We start from the raw sequence: 16,664 nt of genomic DNA, 5'->3' as shown, positions 1-16,664 counted from the left end.
AAGTAGGAGAATAGTTATATATTATTTACTTGAATACATTTCTAGAAGGTCATATTATGCAAACTTCAATAAGAGTGAATATTGTAAGTATATTTTAAAACTTTTTCATAGGAGATATAAGTAAAAAGACACCGGGAACGTCTCCCGGTGTCATTATATTTATGTACACTACAATACCAACTTATGTCCCCTCGATTAAAACAATTCTAAAAGAGAAATTAGAAAAGCACCTAGCACGTCTGCATTAAGGTAACAAGTCAGCCCTGTAAGACGTTTCTCAACCATTATAAGATGGATTTTCCACATCACGCATACACCTCCTTCCGGGTTTACCGGAAGGAATCTTAATTATATCATTTCTTCACAAAGAAAAAAATAGTCCGCTAAAACTTTTAATATAATAGGTGTTCAGCTTCAAATCATATAGATGAAATTATTTTAACATCTTAAGCACTTTCTAAAAATGTTTTCTTTAGCGTTAATTAGGAGAAATTTGTAGTAAAATATTCCTTAAGGTAGGAGGAAGGAATATGACGACAAAAAATAAATTTTTCTCTATATGGAATATTGTTTTTACAACATTGATATTGGCTACGCTAGGGTTTATTTTAACTAGGTATTTTTCTACTAATGATAACTGGTTTGTTCATAAATTAACTATGAAACAAGATAGTTTGGATGTCTTAGTTAATACTCTTTGGCAAGTACATGCTGGTGTAGTGACATTAACAATTGCAATGATGGCTCTTATCGTCGGGTTAAATAAAGAAGAAAGATATGGGATGAAAACATTAGAATATGTATTAGTAGTCGGAAGGAAAATATATAAATATCAAGACGAGATAATATTATCCATTATTCTTATCTTTATTCAATATTGGTTTGTTGCTTATCAAGCTCTCGCTGGAGTCGTTTTATTATTCGCTTTTAACATTGTTATTATTTGTCATATGTTGTACACCAGTATTAAATTATCTATATATGATGGTGAAGTATCTAAAGAAATAAAGAATTATATTTTAATTGAATGCAAGAAAGCTATTTCCAAAGAAAATAAGGAGATAAATAATGGAAACAAATAAGGTGAATGAATTATTAAATAATATATATTTACATACTAATATTCAAATTGAAAACAAAGCTATTAATGGTATTAATGAAAACTTAGAAATTTTGGGGGATATTCTAGGCTTAATCTCCATAGAAAGTGAAAATCCCATGAAATCTAGATTTTTTAAGATTTGGGAACAATATACAGATAAACTTTTTGATAAAATGGTTAAAAATAACATGCAAGTAGAGGCATTAAAGTACATGAGACAGTTTTATCAAATTAACAAGGATAATGGATTTAAGGTTCAATTATATTTTGATGAAACTTTGAACAGTTTATTGAATTATGTAAGAGATGAGAGGAATTTAACTAAATTACAGGAAATGGATATTTTAGACTTATTTGACGATATGCTAGAAAATACAGGTGTTTTTAAAGGCGTTTTACAAGACAATAATATCCCTAATCTATTTAGTAGATATTATTTTTGTCTTTATAAGAATTTACTTTTGGATAAGGACTCTAAAAGAATTTTAATTAAAAGATTTTCTAATCATTGTTTAAATCTACCAATATATAATTTTGTGATTTCTGATGATAATAAAAGAAAAGTGGTGCAATCAGTAATTGAAAGGGTATTTAAATCGGCAATAGATTTAAAAGATAGTGAAAGTTTTCAAATATTCTTGAATGTATTCAGCAAAAATGGTTATTTTCTTAAAGATAAATTGAATGTCAATATAATTTATTTAAAAATTTCTATATATTTATTTTATTTAATAGGAAAAGAAGAATTAATTGAAGATGAAGACAAGGAATTCTACAACAAAATCCTTCAAAATAATAGAAGTCTATTCAAAAATGAACTATCTAGTATCTGTGATTTATGGAAAGATTATAGCGAAGTTCAAAAGAGTCTTCATACTTGGGAGCATTTTGGTGAGGATGCTAAAATACTCTTAATGAATGGAGTAGTAAGGGAGTTCTTTTATTATTTAACCATAGCTACTGGTAATTTTCGAGTTGATAATGTTAGTGAAGAAGTTTTAGATGAAAATGAAGTATTTATTTTCATAAATACTTTCATAAATGGTAATCTCATTTCGTGTAATATAGTAAAATCCTATGAATTGTTTAAACAAATTTTTGGATTTTCAGAAGGAGATAGTAAGAATGAGCTGACTAATCTTCAAAATGAACTTATGACAAGATACAAAAAAATTATCTTTGAAAGAGTTAGAAGTGCAAATGAAAATTTTGAAATACTCAATTTAAATAAGAATGGGATGGTTGAAAAGTTAAACCAAATTATTACTAGTAATGCCTTTTTTAAAACAACAAAGGATAACATTGATAATGTTGTCGTACAAAATAATAAAATTCAATTTGTTAGTATTACAGTGCCCATAGAGTTTATTGCAGATAAGGTAGAACAAGACTTTAGTTTCATCGGTTCAATTTTCGATAGGGCTTTAAACGAGTATATAAGAGCAAGTCTTTTGAATAAGGGTTTCCTTCAAAAGACTGTAAAATTTAGTGCTGTAAATAAGATAGAGACATTAAAGGAATTAATAAGTTCAGCAGAGGAATTGAACGAAAATAGTATTAATTCTTTAATCTATGGAATAAAAGAAAATTCAAGTTTTATGTATACGGAAAAAGAAGAAGCCAAAGAGTATTATCGTAATTTGCTACGCGAGATACGAAACAAGGAGTATATTGAGAAACCTGAATGGATAGGTTTTAATAAGGACTCATTAAGAATAAATCGTGGGCAATTAGAAGTTGTAATTAGAGAACCACTTTATGTCGAAATAATGAACACTCTTGTAAAAAAAGATGATGGATATTTTATTAACATTACAAATGATATAAATCTAAAATTTGAAATGGATGAGGCAATAGAATACCTTAGAATTAGTAAAAGAATTATAGAGGTTTATTTTGATATGAGTATTGAATTAATAAATTCGGATTTAGGTTTTGTATTAGAAATTAATAGTTAGAAATAGAAAAGTAAAGTAGTAGTTCCATTCTGTTGCTTTTATTGTAGGGAATCTCACGAATGCTTTGACACAAGGACAAGCGGAAGAAATTGCATTTAATTGACACTATGATGCTGAATATTCTTTATACGATATGGAGGTAGTTAAAGAAAATTTAATTTAGTTTTTATACCAACAAAAATGAGGTATGTCATGTTTCAAATCAACATTCTGAAAACAAAGTACGATTTATAGACAATCAAAAGTAAACTGAATTCTGTTATTAAAACATCTCTTTCTCCTTACAATGAACTGAGCTATACCATTAATAAGGAGAGTTAGTCAATTAAATGCTTTTATAATAAATGAGATAAGTAACTTAAACTTCTTTAATGAAGAGTAATAAAACTAAGCTATTATTTCAAGAAAGTTAGCTATAGCATTCTTAATTAATCATTAGAAAGGTGAATTATAAAATGGGTGGATTCTTCAAAAATAATAATTACAAAGTTATAGATAATTATTTTGAAATAATAGTGTCCGGTGCTAAAGCATATTTATCATCTGAAGTAAAGATGGAGTATTCAGAAGAACTTATCTGGTTTTTAACCCCAACTCCAGTTTTAGGGGTAAAGCTGGATAACCTCTTGCCTGCAACAGCGTATCAGCTTAATGGTTTATTCGTCGATGTACCTGATAAATTAGCAAAAGACCTCAAGAAAGCAATGTTCAAAAGATATGAACATAGTGAGGAAATCTTAGAAAACTATTCAATCTGGTTAGAAAAGAAAATAACGTCATTTATATCTGAGAAACCTAATTATTCAAGTAAAGAATTATTGGAGTTTGTAAGCAGTAATCTTGGTAGATATCTTTGTTTCCATTTAGAAACATTTTACAAAGAAGATGGTCAACAATTTAAATTTTCTATAGAATTTGCTGATGAAGTAGGTAGGATGTTAATTGGAATGTATCAAGTAGGTGCTGATTTACTAAAGTAAAAACTTAAGACTGACAATAAAACTACCAAAATTTCAAAAGTAGCTTAATTTTTTTCCGTTTTATTCATTTTACTTTTTTACTTGAAAATAAAATTAATTAAAAGATGTAGTAATAACTTGTTAACATTAAATAATCTTGCCTCCGTAATACATTTTTCTAAACCGTAGTCAAAACCGTAGTCAAGAGTTCTTAATAACAGATAATAACCCTTTAAAACACTGCTGTTACAGCAACTTTTACAGATAGGGATTCGACTCCCGCCGTCTCCATTTTTAATCCATTAATCCAAAAAGGTGTAGTCTTCTCATAAGGAGAAGACTACACCTTTTTAGTTAACTCTATAAACAAAAAAACATTTGCCTAGCCTTCCATATAACAAGAAAAAGGCAGGCATTTACCAAAACCTAATTGTAATACAGGTTTTCAGTCGGATATACCGGATCGTTGGTAATGTCGATTCCAAGCTTTTTAAAGGTCTGTTCATTTTCTCTATTCATTATAACCGTAGAATGAGCTTGTGTGTCTTTTAAATTTGGCATCTGCTTATAAGCCAACTCAGAAGTAGGGTTGGTGACCGCACTGATTGCCAGTGCAATCAGCACTTCATTGGCGCTTAGTGTCGGGACTCGACTGTTCAAATCATCGGTTTTTAACCGTTGAATCGTCTGCAAAATCATCGGTGACAACAAATCAATTTCATCGGCAATATTGGCCAATTTCTTCAACCCATTCAGAATCGCGGCTGCCGAAGCATCCATCAAAGTTGTCGTTCGACCGGTAATCATCGCGCCATTTGGTAGTTCAATCGCAATTACGGCTTGCAGATTCGTGCTGTCAATTCTCTCTTGGATTGCTTTCGCATAATTACGAGCCGGCAATACAGGTACCCGATCCTCTTTCTTTAAGTCAGTCTCTTCCAAAATCACTTGCATATGGCGTACACTATCTTCATCGGCAAGCCCTTTTTTATAGTCGTTCTCTACGCTGAAACTTCGCCGAATGATTTCCTGCCTGGCAGCTTCCTGCACGACTATATCGTCGGTGATACCAGATTTCAGACGATTAACACCCATATCGGTTGGTGAGCGGTAAACAGACTCTTTACCAGTAATCCTTTCAATAATCCGTTTGATGACAGGAAACGTCTCCATATCACGATTGTAATTGATCGCTACTGTCCCGTATGCTTCATAGTGATAATTGTCAATCATATTCACGTCTTTCAAATCGACGGTAGCCGCTTCATAAGCGATGTTTACCGGGTGCTTTAACGGCAAGTTCCAAACGGGAAAAGTTTCAAACTTGGCATAGCCGACTTTATTTCCCAGTTTATTCTCGTGGTACATTTGGTTAAGGCAGGTTGCAAGCTTACCGCTGGCCGGCCCAGGTGCCGTTACTACCACGATTGGCTTTGTCGTTTTAATATAGGGATTCATTGCAAATCCCTCCTCGCCAATGACCGCGTCCACATTTGTGGGATAACCTTTGATTTCACTGTGAGTGTAGACGCTAATTCCGCTTCTCTCAAGCTTGCTCATAAATACTTTGGCAGTTGGCTGTCCTTGATAACGAGTGAGTAACACACTGTTGACAGAAATGCCATATGCCCGATATTCATCGATTAAGCGCAAGACATCTTGGTCATAAGTGATACCGTAATCTTCACGGACTTTGTTCCGCTCGATGTCTCCAGCGTACACACAGATGATGATTTCCGCATTTTCTTTCAGTGTATACAATAATTTGATCTTCGCATCTTCATCAAATCCAGGCAAGACACGCTTGGCATGTTTGTCACCTATCAATTTTCCGCCAAATTCCAAGTAAAGTTTATCATACTGCTGCACCCGTTCTAAGATGTAGGCAGATTGTTCTTGCAAATATTTCTCCGAATCAAATCCAACTTTTTTCATTAATTTCTGCCCGCCTTCTATACTTTAAGCTTTCCCTTAAACCTACTAATAAAAAATCCTTAAGAGAGAATACTAACTAAAATACATCTTTTATCATTATAAAGCTTTTTAAAAAATAGACAAAGGAAAACTGGTCCAACCGTTTCAGTGATTGGGTTATTCTAAAGGTACATTGACCTTATCATGAATCTATTCAACCAAAGTAACGGAGTTTGGGCATGAGGAGTTGTCCCGCTTAACTTTTTATAGTTTAGCATTCCTAAACTCAAACATTTAATCAATTCTTTAACACTCCTGAATGGCGATTAGCCTTTGCGAATTGGTTACCATCTAAAGAATGAAGAAACATAGTTAGAAAGTAGAAAAAGTATTGCCAGTAATAAAATTGGACACCGATAAGTTATGGAATGGAAGTAGTTTTTAAACAAATGCCAAATGTAGCTTGTTGGTAATAGACCACGTACTTTCCAAAAGCTATCAAATAAGAAATACTATTAGTTCAATTTATGAAGATAGGAACTTCAGTCAGCATCTTATTAGACACTTTATCTATTGATTCTCTAAAGATTCCAAACACCGTTCCGCTAGTTCGATGAGAACTCCTGCTCTATGATGATATTTGAGGTACTGATTAAAATCAACTTTATCCTTGCTTTTGATGTGCCTCTCGAGTGATTCACTACATTTCTTATTTTCCTCTTCAAGCATTTCAATAATAATATCCATCATATTCATATCCCCTCCGTGTAAGAAATCCATCTCGAAATAATGCGATCTGTTTATGTTTTTTTTGCATTGAATTTCATTTGAATATAGTCAAAAACACTATATGTTGAAAAAGCTTGAGTAACTACAATGTTGAGTAGTTCTAACGACTTGATATAATAATACAAAGAAGACTTATTGAAGTGTTTATTCTATTATCTGAATAAACACGTAGAAAGCAGGGGGAACGTTGTCAGCAATAGAAGTAATATCATGGCCTTTCAAACAAGAAAGCATTAGCAAAATAAACAACACAGAACAATACTTAAATTACCCCGTTATTTATGTGCTAAATGGTAACAAGGAAGCTTATATAGGCGAGACAGTGTATTTCAAAAATCGTATGAAAGCACACTTAAAAGCACGGAAAAATATAGATCAAATTAATCTGATTAAGCACGAAAAGTTTAATCGTTCGGCAACGTTTCATTTGGAAACGAAGCTTATTAATTACTTCCTTGGTGATGAAAAGTATACGTTACAAAACAAAAGTAAAACGGCTAGCGATTTTACTCATAACTACTACAACAAACCTTACTACGATCAGCAATTATTTATAGAACTTTGGCAAAAGTTATATGACCAAAAGTTAGTTAATCATGAGCTACACACAATCGAAAATAAAGATATTTTTAAATTGTCTCCATTCAAGGAATTATCTATAGAACAAATCGAATTAAAAGAAAAAGTTCTCGAATTTTGTGAGAAACAAGTAAAAGTAAGCTCAGAAGAATATGGGAGCTTATTAGTGATTGAGGGGGAAGCTGGAGTAGGTAAAAGCGTTGTTTTAAGCTCTATTTTTAATACGATTCAAGAGCGGGCAGAAGAAGCTTCTTCACCACTTTCTCAAACAGAAAATTATTTAGCTGTAAATCATGAAGAGATGTTTAAGACGTATAAAGGCATTGCGAAACAGGTGAAGCATTTAAAAGGGAAGAACTTTGCGAAACCAACACCATTAATCAATACACTTCAAAAACAGAATAAAAAGGCGGATATCATTTTCGTAGACGAAGCTCATTTATTACTTACCAAGCCAGATACGTATAATAACTTCCATGGAAATAATCATTTGGAGGAGCTTTTAAAATTAGCAAAAGTAGTTGTCATTATTTACGACCAAGGTCAGGTTCTGAAATTGAAAAGCTTATGGGGGGCAGCAGCCCTAGAGCAATTAAAAAGGAAAAGCACTTATCATGAAGAGTATCAATTAACAAATCAGTTCCGTATGCAAGCCAATGATGATGTTATCAACTGGATTAATGCATTCAAAAATAAGCAATTATTGCCAATACCTCAGGACAAGAACTATGAATTCAAAGTGTTTGAGACAATGGAAGATATGCATGAAAAAATTAAGGTGCAAAACAATGAATTTGGGCTAAGTCGAGTGGTTTCAACATTTGATTACTTACATAAAAAAGATGGTGGTACCTATTATGTGAACGAGTCAAATGGTGAGTACAAGATGCCTTGGAATACTACAAGTACGAAATATACCTGGGCTGAAAAACCAGAAACGGTAAACGAGGCTGGCTCTATTTATACAATTCAAGGTTTCGATTTAAATTACGTTGGTGTGGTGCTCGGGCCATCTGTTAAGTATGATACAGCTAAAGATGAAATTGTCATTGATACAAGTAAGTATATGGATAAAGGTGCTTATACAGGTACAGAAGGCATTGCCAATGTAAATGAAGCAAAAGAAAAAATCGTTCTTAACTCCATCAATATTCTAATGAAGCGTGGAATCAAAGGACTATACATTTATACAAGTGATGATGCATTACGAAACAAATTATTAGAATATCAAAAAGCAGGTGAAACACATGAGTGAACTTGAGCAACTAAGCGAAAAAATTCTGCAATTCAGAGACGAACGCAACTGGCATCAATTCCATAACCCTAAAGATTTAGCATTATCATTATCACTTGAGGCTAGTGAGCTATTGGAACTTTTTCAGTGGAAAACGAGTGAAGAGGCTGTTGAAAAGAACTTAGAGAAAATGAAGGAAGAGTTAGCAGATATAATAACTTATGCACTTTTGTTTGCTAATGAAACTAATATTGATGTTGTGAGCGCAGCACATAAAAAATTAACTAAAAATGATAAGAAATATCCTGTGGAGAAGTCATTCGGGAGTAATAAAAAATATACAGAATTTTAGTAAGAGTATTCCATGACCCATCACCTCAAAAAAATGAGCCATGCTTACACGTAGGTAAGCATGGCTTATTTAATGGTTAGATACTTATGCCAAGAGAAACCAGTAAGTAGTTTAGTGAAACGATTGCAACAGAGATGTGTAACAATACGGTTAACCAATTCTTATGTGTTCCTTGAAAGTCTTGCACTAGCATTGCTACTGACCATATGAAAATAAATAGGTAAGCAAGCTGTAATAGTATAGCTGGTAACATTAAAAAACCTCCTTTTCCATATTATATGAAATAAACAAGAGAAGGATGCCAGTGGAAAACGAGTGAAGAGGCTGTTGAAAAGAACTTAGAGAAGATGAAGGAAGAGTTAGCGGATAAATACTTTACATAAAAAATTAACTAAAAATGAAGAGAAATATCCTGTGGGGAAGTCATTTGGGACTCTAGGGATTCTTCTTCAATGTAGTGGCTTTTACCTAGTTTCACTCAGTATCAATCAAACGTAAACTTTGTAATTTCCACGTTAGTTCTAAATAGGGAACAATTGACTTTGTATATACATATTTTATACAATTATAACTCGACTGAAATTTTAGAAAGTTTAGGGGGGAGTATCATAATGAGCACTATATATGAAGAGGAATTAAAGAGCTTGCAAGAAGTTTTATCTACACTGGATGACCGAATACACAAGCTAGAAAGTATTCCAGTTTATCATGGAGATAACTATACCGAGCAAGTTCTTGAAAGTATGAGGGAGTTAAATCGGCAAAACTTACGAATTGGTGTACAGGAGCCATACTTTGGTCGGTTAGATTTTAGGGAGGATGGCCATTTAGAGCCAAATCCATTATACATTGGGAAAGTTGGTGTTTCGGATGAGGCAGCCAAGAAACCAATAGTGATTGATTGGCGTGCACCAGTTGCGAGTATGTTTTATTCCTTCAATGGTGGAGAAGAACTGGCTTTTTATCAATCTCCTGATGGATTGGTAGAAGGAGAAGTCTATTTAAAAAGAAATATAGCCATTCGTAAAAGAGAACTAGAGCGTGTGGTGGATACGTATATAAAAGGTAGTGAAGATGTATCCCTGACAGACGAATTTCTGTTATACCGATTAGGTGAAAATAAAGATAATAAATTAAAAGATATCGTTTCAACGATACAATCTGAGCAAAATGAAATTATCCGAGCTGAGAAAAATATACCGTTATTGATCCAAGGGGTTGCAGGGAGCGGAAAAACAACTGTCGCTTTACATCGCCTTGCTTTTTTAATCTATGAATATCGTGAACAGCTTCAAGCAGATAGAATGATCATTTTCGCACCAAACAGTTTGTTTTTAGACTATATTTCTGGTGTACTTCCTGAACTGGGAGTAGGTAATATTAAACAAACTACTTTTCCAGAGTGGGCGTTACGACTCTTAGATAATGCGGTGAAATTAAAACAACCAGAAGAAAAGTTGAAAGAAGCTTTTTCAATTAATCGTGACAATAATAAAGTGATGCTCGATAAATTGAAGGGGTCAATCAAGTTTAAGTCATTTATTGAAAGAAGTCTCATTCAATTTGAAGAAAATCTAGTGCCAACAACGAATCTCGAACTTTGGGATCAAGCTGAGATAACAGTAGAGGAAATTAAGAAGTGGTTATTGGTTGAATATAAGCATTATCCATTAACAAAGCGCAGGGAACGATTAGTTGCACGAATCAAGCGTTGGATAGAGATAGAACTTAAAAAGGTCGAAGGAACCAATGAGAAAAAGCTACTGAAAAAAGAGGCTAATATAAGATTAAATGCATATATGAAGTTCTGGCCGAAAATAAGCTCTTTATCGTTTTATACATCCTTGATGAAACGAAAAGAAATAGTAGAACTACTGCCAGAAGGGCTTGTACGAGAAACAGAAAAGAATTGCCAAAAGAAAGAAGTAAATGTAGAAGATTTAGCACCACTCCTCTATATTCATCACCAATTAATAGGAATAGAGGGCAAACTAAAATTTCATCATGTTGTCATCGATGAAGCACAAGACTTTTCACCATTTCAAATTTATCTTTTAAAAGAGATTACACTGGGAAATTCTTTTACCATTTTGGGCGATTTGTCTCAGGCAATTTATAATTATCAAGGTATTGAGGACTGGAATGACTTTAAAGAATTGTTTCAAGAAACGGGTTATTATGAACTGACGAGAAGCTATCGTTCGACAAAGGAAATTATCGAATTTGCAAATGAGGTCATAAAGCATGCTGAAGTTCCAGTAGGTCTTGCAACACCAGTTTTTCGTAGTGGTGAAAAAGTGAAAGTGATTGCTACGGATGATCAAATTAACGAAGTCGTGAAGGTATTACAAGATTTAGGGAAAGGAAATCTCAAGACGATTGCGATAATAGGTAGAACAGACGCTGAATGCCGTTCGATACATGAAAAGTTACTAACTGCAGGGATTAATGCGAACGTCATTGAAGCAAATCAAAGTAAATACGCTGGTGGTATTTCAGTAGTTCCTGTGTATTTAGCTAAAGGATTGGAATTTGATGCAGTGCTACTTATCGATGTGGATGCAAGTCACTATAAAGATTCAAAGTATGATGCCAAATTATTATATGTAGGCTGCACGAGGTCTCTCCACGATTTACGTATTTTCTATTCTGGTGAAGCATCACCATTAATTCAAGGAATTCCAGAAGAATTTTATGAAAGTAAATAATAGATGTTGGAAGAGGATTACTCTGAGAGATGTTAGAGGGCCTCTTTTTTGCGTTATTTTAGCGAGAGTAGTTGGACTTCTTGGAGAAACTGTAACTTTTTAAAACCATGTCCACCTGTTACAAATTGTTGATCTAAAAATGATTTAATCTGATCCATTGTCACGTCATCAATATTTTCTGTAAATACTTTTGCAGTATCAAACTTACCTTTAATTATTTTCATCATTTCAAACTTCCTCCTTTTTAACACCTATGTAACCATTCGAGTAAGGAGCAATAATCCCTTTTTCTTTAACGTAAATTTTATCAATCTTTGTCTCACATTTTTATTGCAACTAAAAACCTTCTAATTCAAAGGATGAATTAGAAGGTATTTATATCAAATCATAGTTACTATTAAATTAGAACGGTATTTCCAACAAGAATAACTATTCAGACTGTTTAATAGTTTGCTTAAATAGTCGGAATAATAATCCTTAACTGCTATTCATTTAAAGAAACACTATTTCATCTTACTTTTTGTTTTCTCATCCATTGGGTTGCGACCCACTTCTCACCTGTTATAACTGGTGCTCCACCATGTAAAGTTAAATCGTTTATATTTTGGTCATTATAAAAATACTCGAAGTAAACGGCCATCCCTTTTTTGGGTGTTACTGAAAAATTTAGTTTAGGGAAGTAAGTTTCTCCACCTTCTTCTACATCATTTAAGTACATAACAAGTGTACTGATTCTATTATTGTTTGCTGCTTTACTAGTGGATGAAAAGAAATCATTATGAGCTCTATACTCTTGACCGGGTGTATATTGGAGTATTTGAAGGCCTTCTCCGTGTTCTATAGGTATGTTCATGATAGAGGAGACTCTTTTTTCAACTCTCGCAACAATTTCATTTTCACTTTCTTCGAAAAACATACTACTACTTGTTCTCAGTTCATTTACTTCGCGTGACGCTCCAATTTTGGAACGGTTCAATTTGTCCTTAGACAACCTGATTAGTTCCTCGCACTCTTCATTACTTAACACATTACCCAATAGCACTATTAGTGGTTCCTCTAATCGAGTGACTATGTCAATCTCTCTATCTGTCATTATTTTGTTGCCAACGTGATCGAATATAGTTTGCTCTTTGTTGTCCGTTATCAAGTGCAAATCTCCTCTTAGACTATTAAATTTTCAAAGCTAGTAAGTTATTATGTGAGAATATAATGCTAACGGTTAACTATTCCTTAAAATATTTGAATTAAAAGGAATTAACTTATGCTCCTTTCTGGAATTAATTTCAATATATTTTATCATACTATTTTTATATATCGCAAATATACAAAAATTATAAATATTTTTAGAGATATCATTAATCAATTTTGGAATTTATTACATCATTTATTACGAAAAAGTTATGATAATATAACAATAGTGTTTCAATTAAAAATGAAACTTATTAATTTACTTTATGGAGGAAACAGAATGGCAGCAGGTATGAATAAACAAGAAATGAAACAAGCAAAGAAGGATGCGAAAGCATTACTGAAAAAACCTTTCTATAAAAAAGTATGGTTTTGGATTCTTGCGATAATCGTGGTAATAATTATTGCTAACTTGGGTGGGGAAGAAACACCAAAAAATGAATCAGCAGCTACCGGTTCAACAGAAAAGGCTACACCTGCTAAAGAAAAAGCTGAAGAAAAAGTGTTCGGCATTGGTGAAGTTGTAAAGGTTGGAGATGTAGAGTTTACAGTTAATTCAACTTCAACTGCTAAAAATGTAGGTGGGGAATATGGAACAAATGCACAAGGAACGTATCTATTATTAGATGTAACTGTTAAGAACGTGGGCAATGAAGCAATCACAACTGATACATCATTCTTCAAACTATTATCAGGTGAAAAAACATATGATGCTGATGGAAGTGCTTCAATCTATGCTAATGAAGATACTAACTTCTTCCTAGAACAAGTTAACCCTGATTTATCAGCTAATGGTGTTGTTGCATTTGATGTAACGGATGAAGTAATAAACAACCCTGAATTGATGGTTCAAGTTTCAACTGGCTTCTTTGGAACCGAAAAAGGAACAATTAAAGTAGCAAAATAATATTTAGAAAAGATGGTGCTTGAAGGAAACTTCAGGCACCATTTTTTAATACGTTAATTAAAAGGAATGGCTATGTTAAAGATGCGGGTTGGTTTTTCGTAGTTTGTGAAGTGTTACACTTAAACTAACGCAGCAGTTTAGTTGAAGAAGGATATTTTCTGTTTTAAGCGAATTAGAATTTCAAACAAACCCTTACACGAATACAGGTATTGAAAATAATAGGAACATAGGAGGTATGAGATATGAAGATCAATAGAGTAGATCATGTGAGTATAAACGTAAATAATCTTTCAGTGGCTAAAGCTTTTTTTCTTGATTTAGGACTTCAAGTGCAAGCGGAATGGGAATTGGATGGAGAACAGTTAGACAGAATAGTTGCGCTTAATAATGTTAAAACGGCATGTGTAGGACTGGGGATGCCAGATGGTGATACATGGATAGAGCTAGTTAAATTTTATACGCCGTCAGATGAAAAAGATATTCAGCAACCTTTTGCAAATACGCTGGGTATACGACATATTTGCTTTGCTGTTGAAGATATTGAAGCTATTGTTGCAAGATTGAAAAAGAATGGCACGGAAATCTTTAGTGAGATACAGCAATATGAAGAAAGCTATAAGTTATGCTACGTTCGTGGCCCAGAGGGAATTATTTTAGAGTTAGCGGAGAAAATCAGATAAATATTGATTGGGACTTTAAATGATTTAGTTCTCCAACTTTAAAGATTTCTTCTTAAACTATCGGGTGCTTTAGTAAAAAATCATGGGGTTGCCATAGGTAACTCTTTTTCTTATTGAACTAACGTGGCAGTTTAGCTTAAGAGAAGATGATATATAATCAATGAAATCAGAGTGGTTTATAAAGGAGAATAAAATGGATATTAGAAAACTTAATAAAGGTAAAAAACTCCCAATAGAATTGTTGTTATTGGCTGACCCTTCTCAAGAGATTGTTGAAGAATATGTCAATAGGGGCGAATGTTTTGTAGCTGAAAGCGAACAGCAAATTGTTGGAGTTTATGTATTACTTCCAACAAGACCAGAGATAGTTGAACTGGTAAATGTTGCAGTCGTAGAAGAGCAACATGGTAGAGGTATAGGAAAACAATTGGTAATGGATGCAATTGAGGTGGCTAAGAAAAAAGGCTACAAAACAATTGAAATTGGAACTGGCAATTCAAGCATAGGACAACTAGCTCTTTATCAAAAATGTGGTTTTAGAATAATTGGTATTGATATGGACTTTTTTATAAAGCATTATCCAGAAGAAATTTTTGAGAACGGTATCCAGTGCAGAGATATGGTTCGTTTATCTCAAGATTTATAGGTAAAAAAAGTGAATATTTTTCAACTAACGGGTGCTTTACTTCAAGAAGGAGTAAAGCCTTTTTTCTAATTGAACTAAAGCCGCAGGTTAGTGAAATAAAGGGTAAAACTAATTAAATATAAATAAATTAGGAGAGTGCAATGAAAATCTTTCTAGAGTCAACACTAATTTTAGTTATATTCGTATTTGTTAGTATCATATGGGTAATTCTTTGGGGAAGTATATATTTAGAGATTGGCATTGATATTGATGAAAGATATGGTGGAATGCCTTATGTCTCTATTCTTATTCTGTTTTTGGTGCTATATAAAAATAAATTGCAATTTAGCGGAAGGAATAAAGGAAAAGATAGAGATAAACTACCGAAATTGATTTCTAAAATACTTATTTTCACTGCAATTAGTCTCTTATTCTTACCGCCAGTACTGAGTTTCTTCTTCAACTAACGGGTGCTTTAGTAAAAAATCATGGGGTTGTCATAGGTAACTCTTTTTCTTATTGAACTAACGAAGCAGGTTAGTTCAATAAGGTTTTAAATTTTATTAGTTAGTCATTTAGTATTGTCCTATATAAAACACTTTGGAAACAATTTCTAATTCTATTTCGTTTATATAAAGTAATGGAAGATATAAACAAGATAAGCTATTTAAACAAATAAAAGTGGAGTAGGTAATGTCCTTGGAGTTTTTTACAACGCAATTAGTAATGATTGCATTATTTACCTTAATAATTCATTCAATCGAAACCTTAGCTTACTCAGTACGTTTATCAGGGGCAAGAGTGAAATTATTAGCATCGGCACTTTCGCTATTTAATGTGATGGTAATGGTTTCGAGGCTAGCGAATATGATGCAACAACCTTTTACGGGAAGTTTGATTGATAATGCACCAAAGGAAAATACTTTAGGATTTGTTGAGAGTCAGTATCGAATTCTAATTGGTTCTGCAACATTAGGCACAATAATAGGTTTACTTTTGTTACCGACATTTATTGCAGTTTTTTCAAGGGCAATTATACATTTAGCAGAAGAGCGAGGTTCGATTCCAGCGTTAGTAAAAAAAGGATTTACATTATCATATTTAAGACGTGCCAAAAAGCATATTCATCTACCTAGATATACTTATTTGAAAGATATGAGTTGGCGAGATATACCTATTAAATTATTTAGCATTAATATATTAATTACAGCAATTTATACAATTGGAGTTTTATCTGCACTTTATGCAGCTTTGCTTGTACCTGAACGAGCAACAACGGCTGTTATGGCATCCGGTTTAATAAATGGTATTGCTACAATCTTATTAATTGTATTTATTGACCCTAAAATCTCAATCCTAGCGGATGATGTAATCAACAAAAAAGGGAACTATGTGACATTAAAAAGTGCCTCTATTATGATGGTAACATCAAGATTGTTAGGAACTCTTTTAGCACAGGTCTTATTCATTCCAGGTGCAAAGTATATCGCTTGGTTTACGCAATTCCTTATATAGATTAATATCGTGTGAAATAATAAAAGAAGATTGTGAAATAATGTACTTAAACTAACGAGGTGCTTTACTTCAAGAAGGAGTAAAGCCTTTTTCTTATTGAACTTAAGCGGCAGTTTAGTTGAAGAAGAGACGTTGAGGTTCTATGTCGCATTTG

The 16,664-nt window shown here is 32.9% G+C and carries 16 protein-coding genes; 11 read left to right on the top strand and 5 right to left on the bottom strand.

The genetic code is table 11. The features are described 5' to 3' along the window. Positions 1–530: 530 nt before the first annotated feature. The 3 genes from MHI47_RS14270 (at position 531) to MHI47_RS14260 (ending at position 4,040) form a co-directional block, all read left to right on the top strand. Positions 531–1,082: a hypothetical protein gene (locus tag MHI47_RS14270; protein ID WP_340831244.1), complete on the top strand. Its 552-nt coding sequence runs from the start codon at positions 531–533 to the stop codon at positions 1,080–1,082. After that, positions 1,069–3,060, top strand: a complete 1,992-nt coding sequence (locus MHI47_RS14265; RefSeq protein WP_340831243.1) for a hypothetical protein — start codon at positions 1,069–1,071, stop codon at positions 3,058–3,060. Before MHI47_RS14270 ends, MHI47_RS14265 begins: the two co-directional genes overlap by 14 nt. Positions 3,061–3,515: 455 nt before the next feature. Then, entirely contained in the window at positions 3,516–4,040 is a 525-nt protein-coding gene (locus tag MHI47_RS14260; protein ID WP_340831242.1) for a hypothetical protein, read from the top strand. Positions 4,041–4,445: 405 nt separating this feature from the next. Here MHI47_RS14260 and MHI47_RS14255 read toward each other — a convergent pair whose 3' ends face one another. Together MHI47_RS14255 and MHI47_RS14250 are read right to left on the bottom strand one after the other, a co-directional pair. Further along, positions 4,446–5,954: a DUF1846 domain-containing protein gene (locus MHI47_RS14255; RefSeq protein ID WP_340831240.1), complete on the bottom strand. Its 1,509-nt coding sequence runs from the start codon at positions 5,952–5,954 to the stop codon at positions 4,446–4,448. Positions 5,955–6,503: 549 nt separating this feature from the next. Further along, complete coding sequence (locus MHI47_RS14250) at positions 6,504–6,683, bottom strand: hypothetical protein (protein WP_340831239.1); 180 nt, start codon at positions 6,681–6,683, stop codon at positions 6,504–6,506. Between the two features lie 226 nt (positions 6,684–6,909). Between MHI47_RS14250 and MHI47_RS14245 the strand changes: the two genes are divergently transcribed. Both MHI47_RS14245 and MHI47_RS14240 read left to right on the top strand, forming a co-directional pair. After that, positions 6,910–8,556 carry a DUF2075 domain-containing protein gene (locus MHI47_RS14245; RefSeq protein ID WP_340831237.1) on the top strand — a complete coding sequence of 549 codons (1,647 nt, stop codon included), beginning with the start codon at positions 6,910–6,912 and terminating at the stop codon, positions 8,554–8,556. Continuing rightward, positions 8,549–8,887 (top strand): nucleotide pyrophosphohydrolase, encoded by a 339-nt coding sequence (locus MHI47_RS14240; RefSeq protein ID WP_340831235.1) that lies wholly within the window; start codon positions 8,549–8,551, stop codon positions 8,885–8,887. The genes MHI47_RS14245 and MHI47_RS14240 overlap by 8 nt, the downstream gene beginning before the upstream one ends. A 76-nt stretch (positions 8,888–8,963) precedes the next feature. Here the strand turns inward: MHI47_RS14240 and MHI47_RS14235 are convergent, their stop codons facing one another. Next, on the bottom strand, positions 8,964–9,140 hold the full coding sequence (locus MHI47_RS14235; RefSeq protein ID WP_175496292.1) for a hypothetical protein: 177 nt from the start codon (positions 9,138–9,140) through the stop codon (positions 8,964–8,966). Between the two features lie 358 nt (positions 9,141–9,498). Here MHI47_RS14235 and MHI47_RS14225 point away from each other — a divergent pair, with 358 nt between their 5' ends. After that, positions 9,499–11,595: a HelD family protein gene (locus tag MHI47_RS14225; protein WP_340831234.1), complete on the top strand. Its 2,097-nt coding sequence runs from the start codon at positions 9,499–9,501 to the stop codon at positions 11,593–11,595. Positions 11,596–11,648: 53 nt separating this feature from the next. Here the strand turns inward: MHI47_RS14225 and MHI47_RS14220 are convergent, their stop codons facing one another. Together MHI47_RS14220 and MHI47_RS14215 are read right to left on the bottom strand one after the other, a co-directional pair. Beyond that, positions 11,649–11,822 carry a hypothetical protein gene (locus MHI47_RS14220; RefSeq protein WP_340831233.1) on the bottom strand — a complete coding sequence of 58 codons (174 nt, stop codon included), beginning with the start codon at positions 11,820–11,822 and terminating at the stop codon, positions 11,649–11,651. A 281-nt stretch (positions 11,823–12,103) separates the two neighbouring features. Beyond that, positions 12,104–12,688: a 2OG-Fe(II) oxygenase gene (locus MHI47_RS14215; protein ID WP_093537820.1), complete on the bottom strand. Its 585-nt coding sequence runs from the start codon at positions 12,686–12,688 to the stop codon at positions 12,104–12,106. A gap of 375 nt (positions 12,689–13,063) precedes the next feature. On the opposite strand from MHI47_RS14215, the gene MHI47_RS14210 reads away from it, so the two are divergent. From MHI47_RS14210 to MHI47_RS14190, 5 genes are all read left to right on the top strand, one after another. Beyond that, positions 13,064–13,690 (top strand): DUF4352 domain-containing protein, encoded by a 627-nt coding sequence (locus MHI47_RS14210; protein ID WP_340769849.1) that lies wholly within the window; start codon positions 13,064–13,066, stop codon positions 13,688–13,690. 242 nt (positions 13,691–13,932) lie between these two features. Continuing rightward, entirely contained in the window at positions 13,933–14,370 is a 438-nt protein-coding gene (locus MHI47_RS14205) for a VOC family protein (protein ID WP_340831231.1), read from the top strand. A 193-nt stretch (positions 14,371–14,563) separates the two neighbouring features. Beyond that, complete coding sequence (locus MHI47_RS14200; protein ID WP_340831230.1) at positions 14,564–15,016, top strand: GNAT family N-acetyltransferase; 453 nt, start codon at positions 14,564–14,566, stop codon at positions 15,014–15,016. 140 nt (positions 15,017–15,156) lie between these two features. Then, complete coding sequence (locus MHI47_RS14195) at positions 15,157–15,462, top strand: hypothetical protein (protein ID WP_340831229.1); 306 nt, start codon at positions 15,157–15,159, stop codon at positions 15,460–15,462. A 259-nt stretch (positions 15,463–15,721) separates the two neighbouring features. Beyond that, positions 15,722–16,510, top strand: a complete 789-nt coding sequence (locus MHI47_RS14190) for a lipid II flippase Amj family protein (protein ID WP_340832068.1) — start codon at positions 15,722–15,724, stop codon at positions 16,508–16,510. The last annotated feature ends 154 nt before the right edge of the window (positions 16,511–16,664 follow it).

The sequence above is a fragment of the Psychrobacillus sp. FSL H8-0487 genome (assembly GCF_038008385.1).
Classification (GTDB): domain Bacteria; phylum Bacillota; class Bacilli; order Bacillales_A; family Planococcaceae; genus Psychrobacillus; species Psychrobacillus psychrotolerans.
This window is presented reverse-complemented; position numbering and strand designations above follow the sequence as displayed.

Bases quoted from the DNA above. Each gene is read 5' to 3' on its own strand.
- MHI47_RS14270 (WP_340831244.1), top strand. From the start codon at position 531: ATGACGACAAAAAATAAATTTTTCTCTATATGGAATATTGTTTTTACA.
- MHI47_RS14265 (WP_340831243.1), top strand. From the start codon at position 1,069: ATGGAAACAAATAAGGTGAATGAATTATTAAATAATATATATTTACAT.
- MHI47_RS14260 (WP_340831242.1), top strand. From the start codon at position 3,516: ATGGGTGGATTCTTCAAAAATAATAATTACAAAGTTATAGATAATTAT.
- MHI47_RS14255 (WP_340831240.1), bottom strand. From the start codon at position 5,954: ATGAAAAAAGTTGGATTTGATTCGGAGAAATATTTGCAAGAACAATCT.
- MHI47_RS14250 (WP_340831239.1), bottom strand. From the start codon at position 6,683: ATGATGGATATTATTATTGAAATGCTTGAAGAGGAAAATAAGAAATGT.
- MHI47_RS14240 (WP_340831235.1), top strand. From the start codon at position 8,549: ATGAGTGAACTTGAGCAACTAAGCGAAAAAATTCTGCAATTCAGAGAC.
- MHI47_RS14235 (WP_175496292.1), bottom strand. From the start codon at position 9,140: ATGTTACCAGCTATACTATTACAGCTTGCTTACCTATTTATTTTCATA.
- MHI47_RS14225 (WP_340831234.1), top strand. From the start codon at position 9,499: ATGAGCACTATATATGAAGAGGAATTAAAGAGCTTGCAAGAAGTTTTA.
- MHI47_RS14220 (WP_340831233.1), bottom strand. From the start codon at position 11,822: ATGATGAAAATAATTAAAGGTAAGTTTGATACTGCAAAAGTATTTACA.
- MHI47_RS14215 (WP_093537820.1), bottom strand. From the start codon at position 12,688: ATGACAGATAGAGAGATTGACATAGTCACTCGATTAGAGGAACCACTA.
- MHI47_RS14210 (WP_340769849.1), top strand. From the start codon at position 13,064: ATGGCAGCAGGTATGAATAAACAAGAAATGAAACAAGCAAAGAAGGAT.
- MHI47_RS14205 (WP_340831231.1), top strand. From the start codon at position 13,933: ATGAAGATCAATAGAGTAGATCATGTGAGTATAAACGTAAATAATCTT.
- MHI47_RS14200 (WP_340831230.1), top strand. From the start codon at position 14,564: ATGGATATTAGAAAACTTAATAAAGGTAAAAAACTCCCAATAGAATTG.
- MHI47_RS14195 (WP_340831229.1), top strand. From the start codon at position 15,157: ATGAAAATCTTTCTAGAGTCAACACTAATTTTAGTTATATTCGTATTT.
- MHI47_RS14190 (WP_340832068.1), top strand. From the start codon at position 15,722: ATGATTGCATTATTTACCTTAATAATTCATTCAATCGAAACCTTAGCT.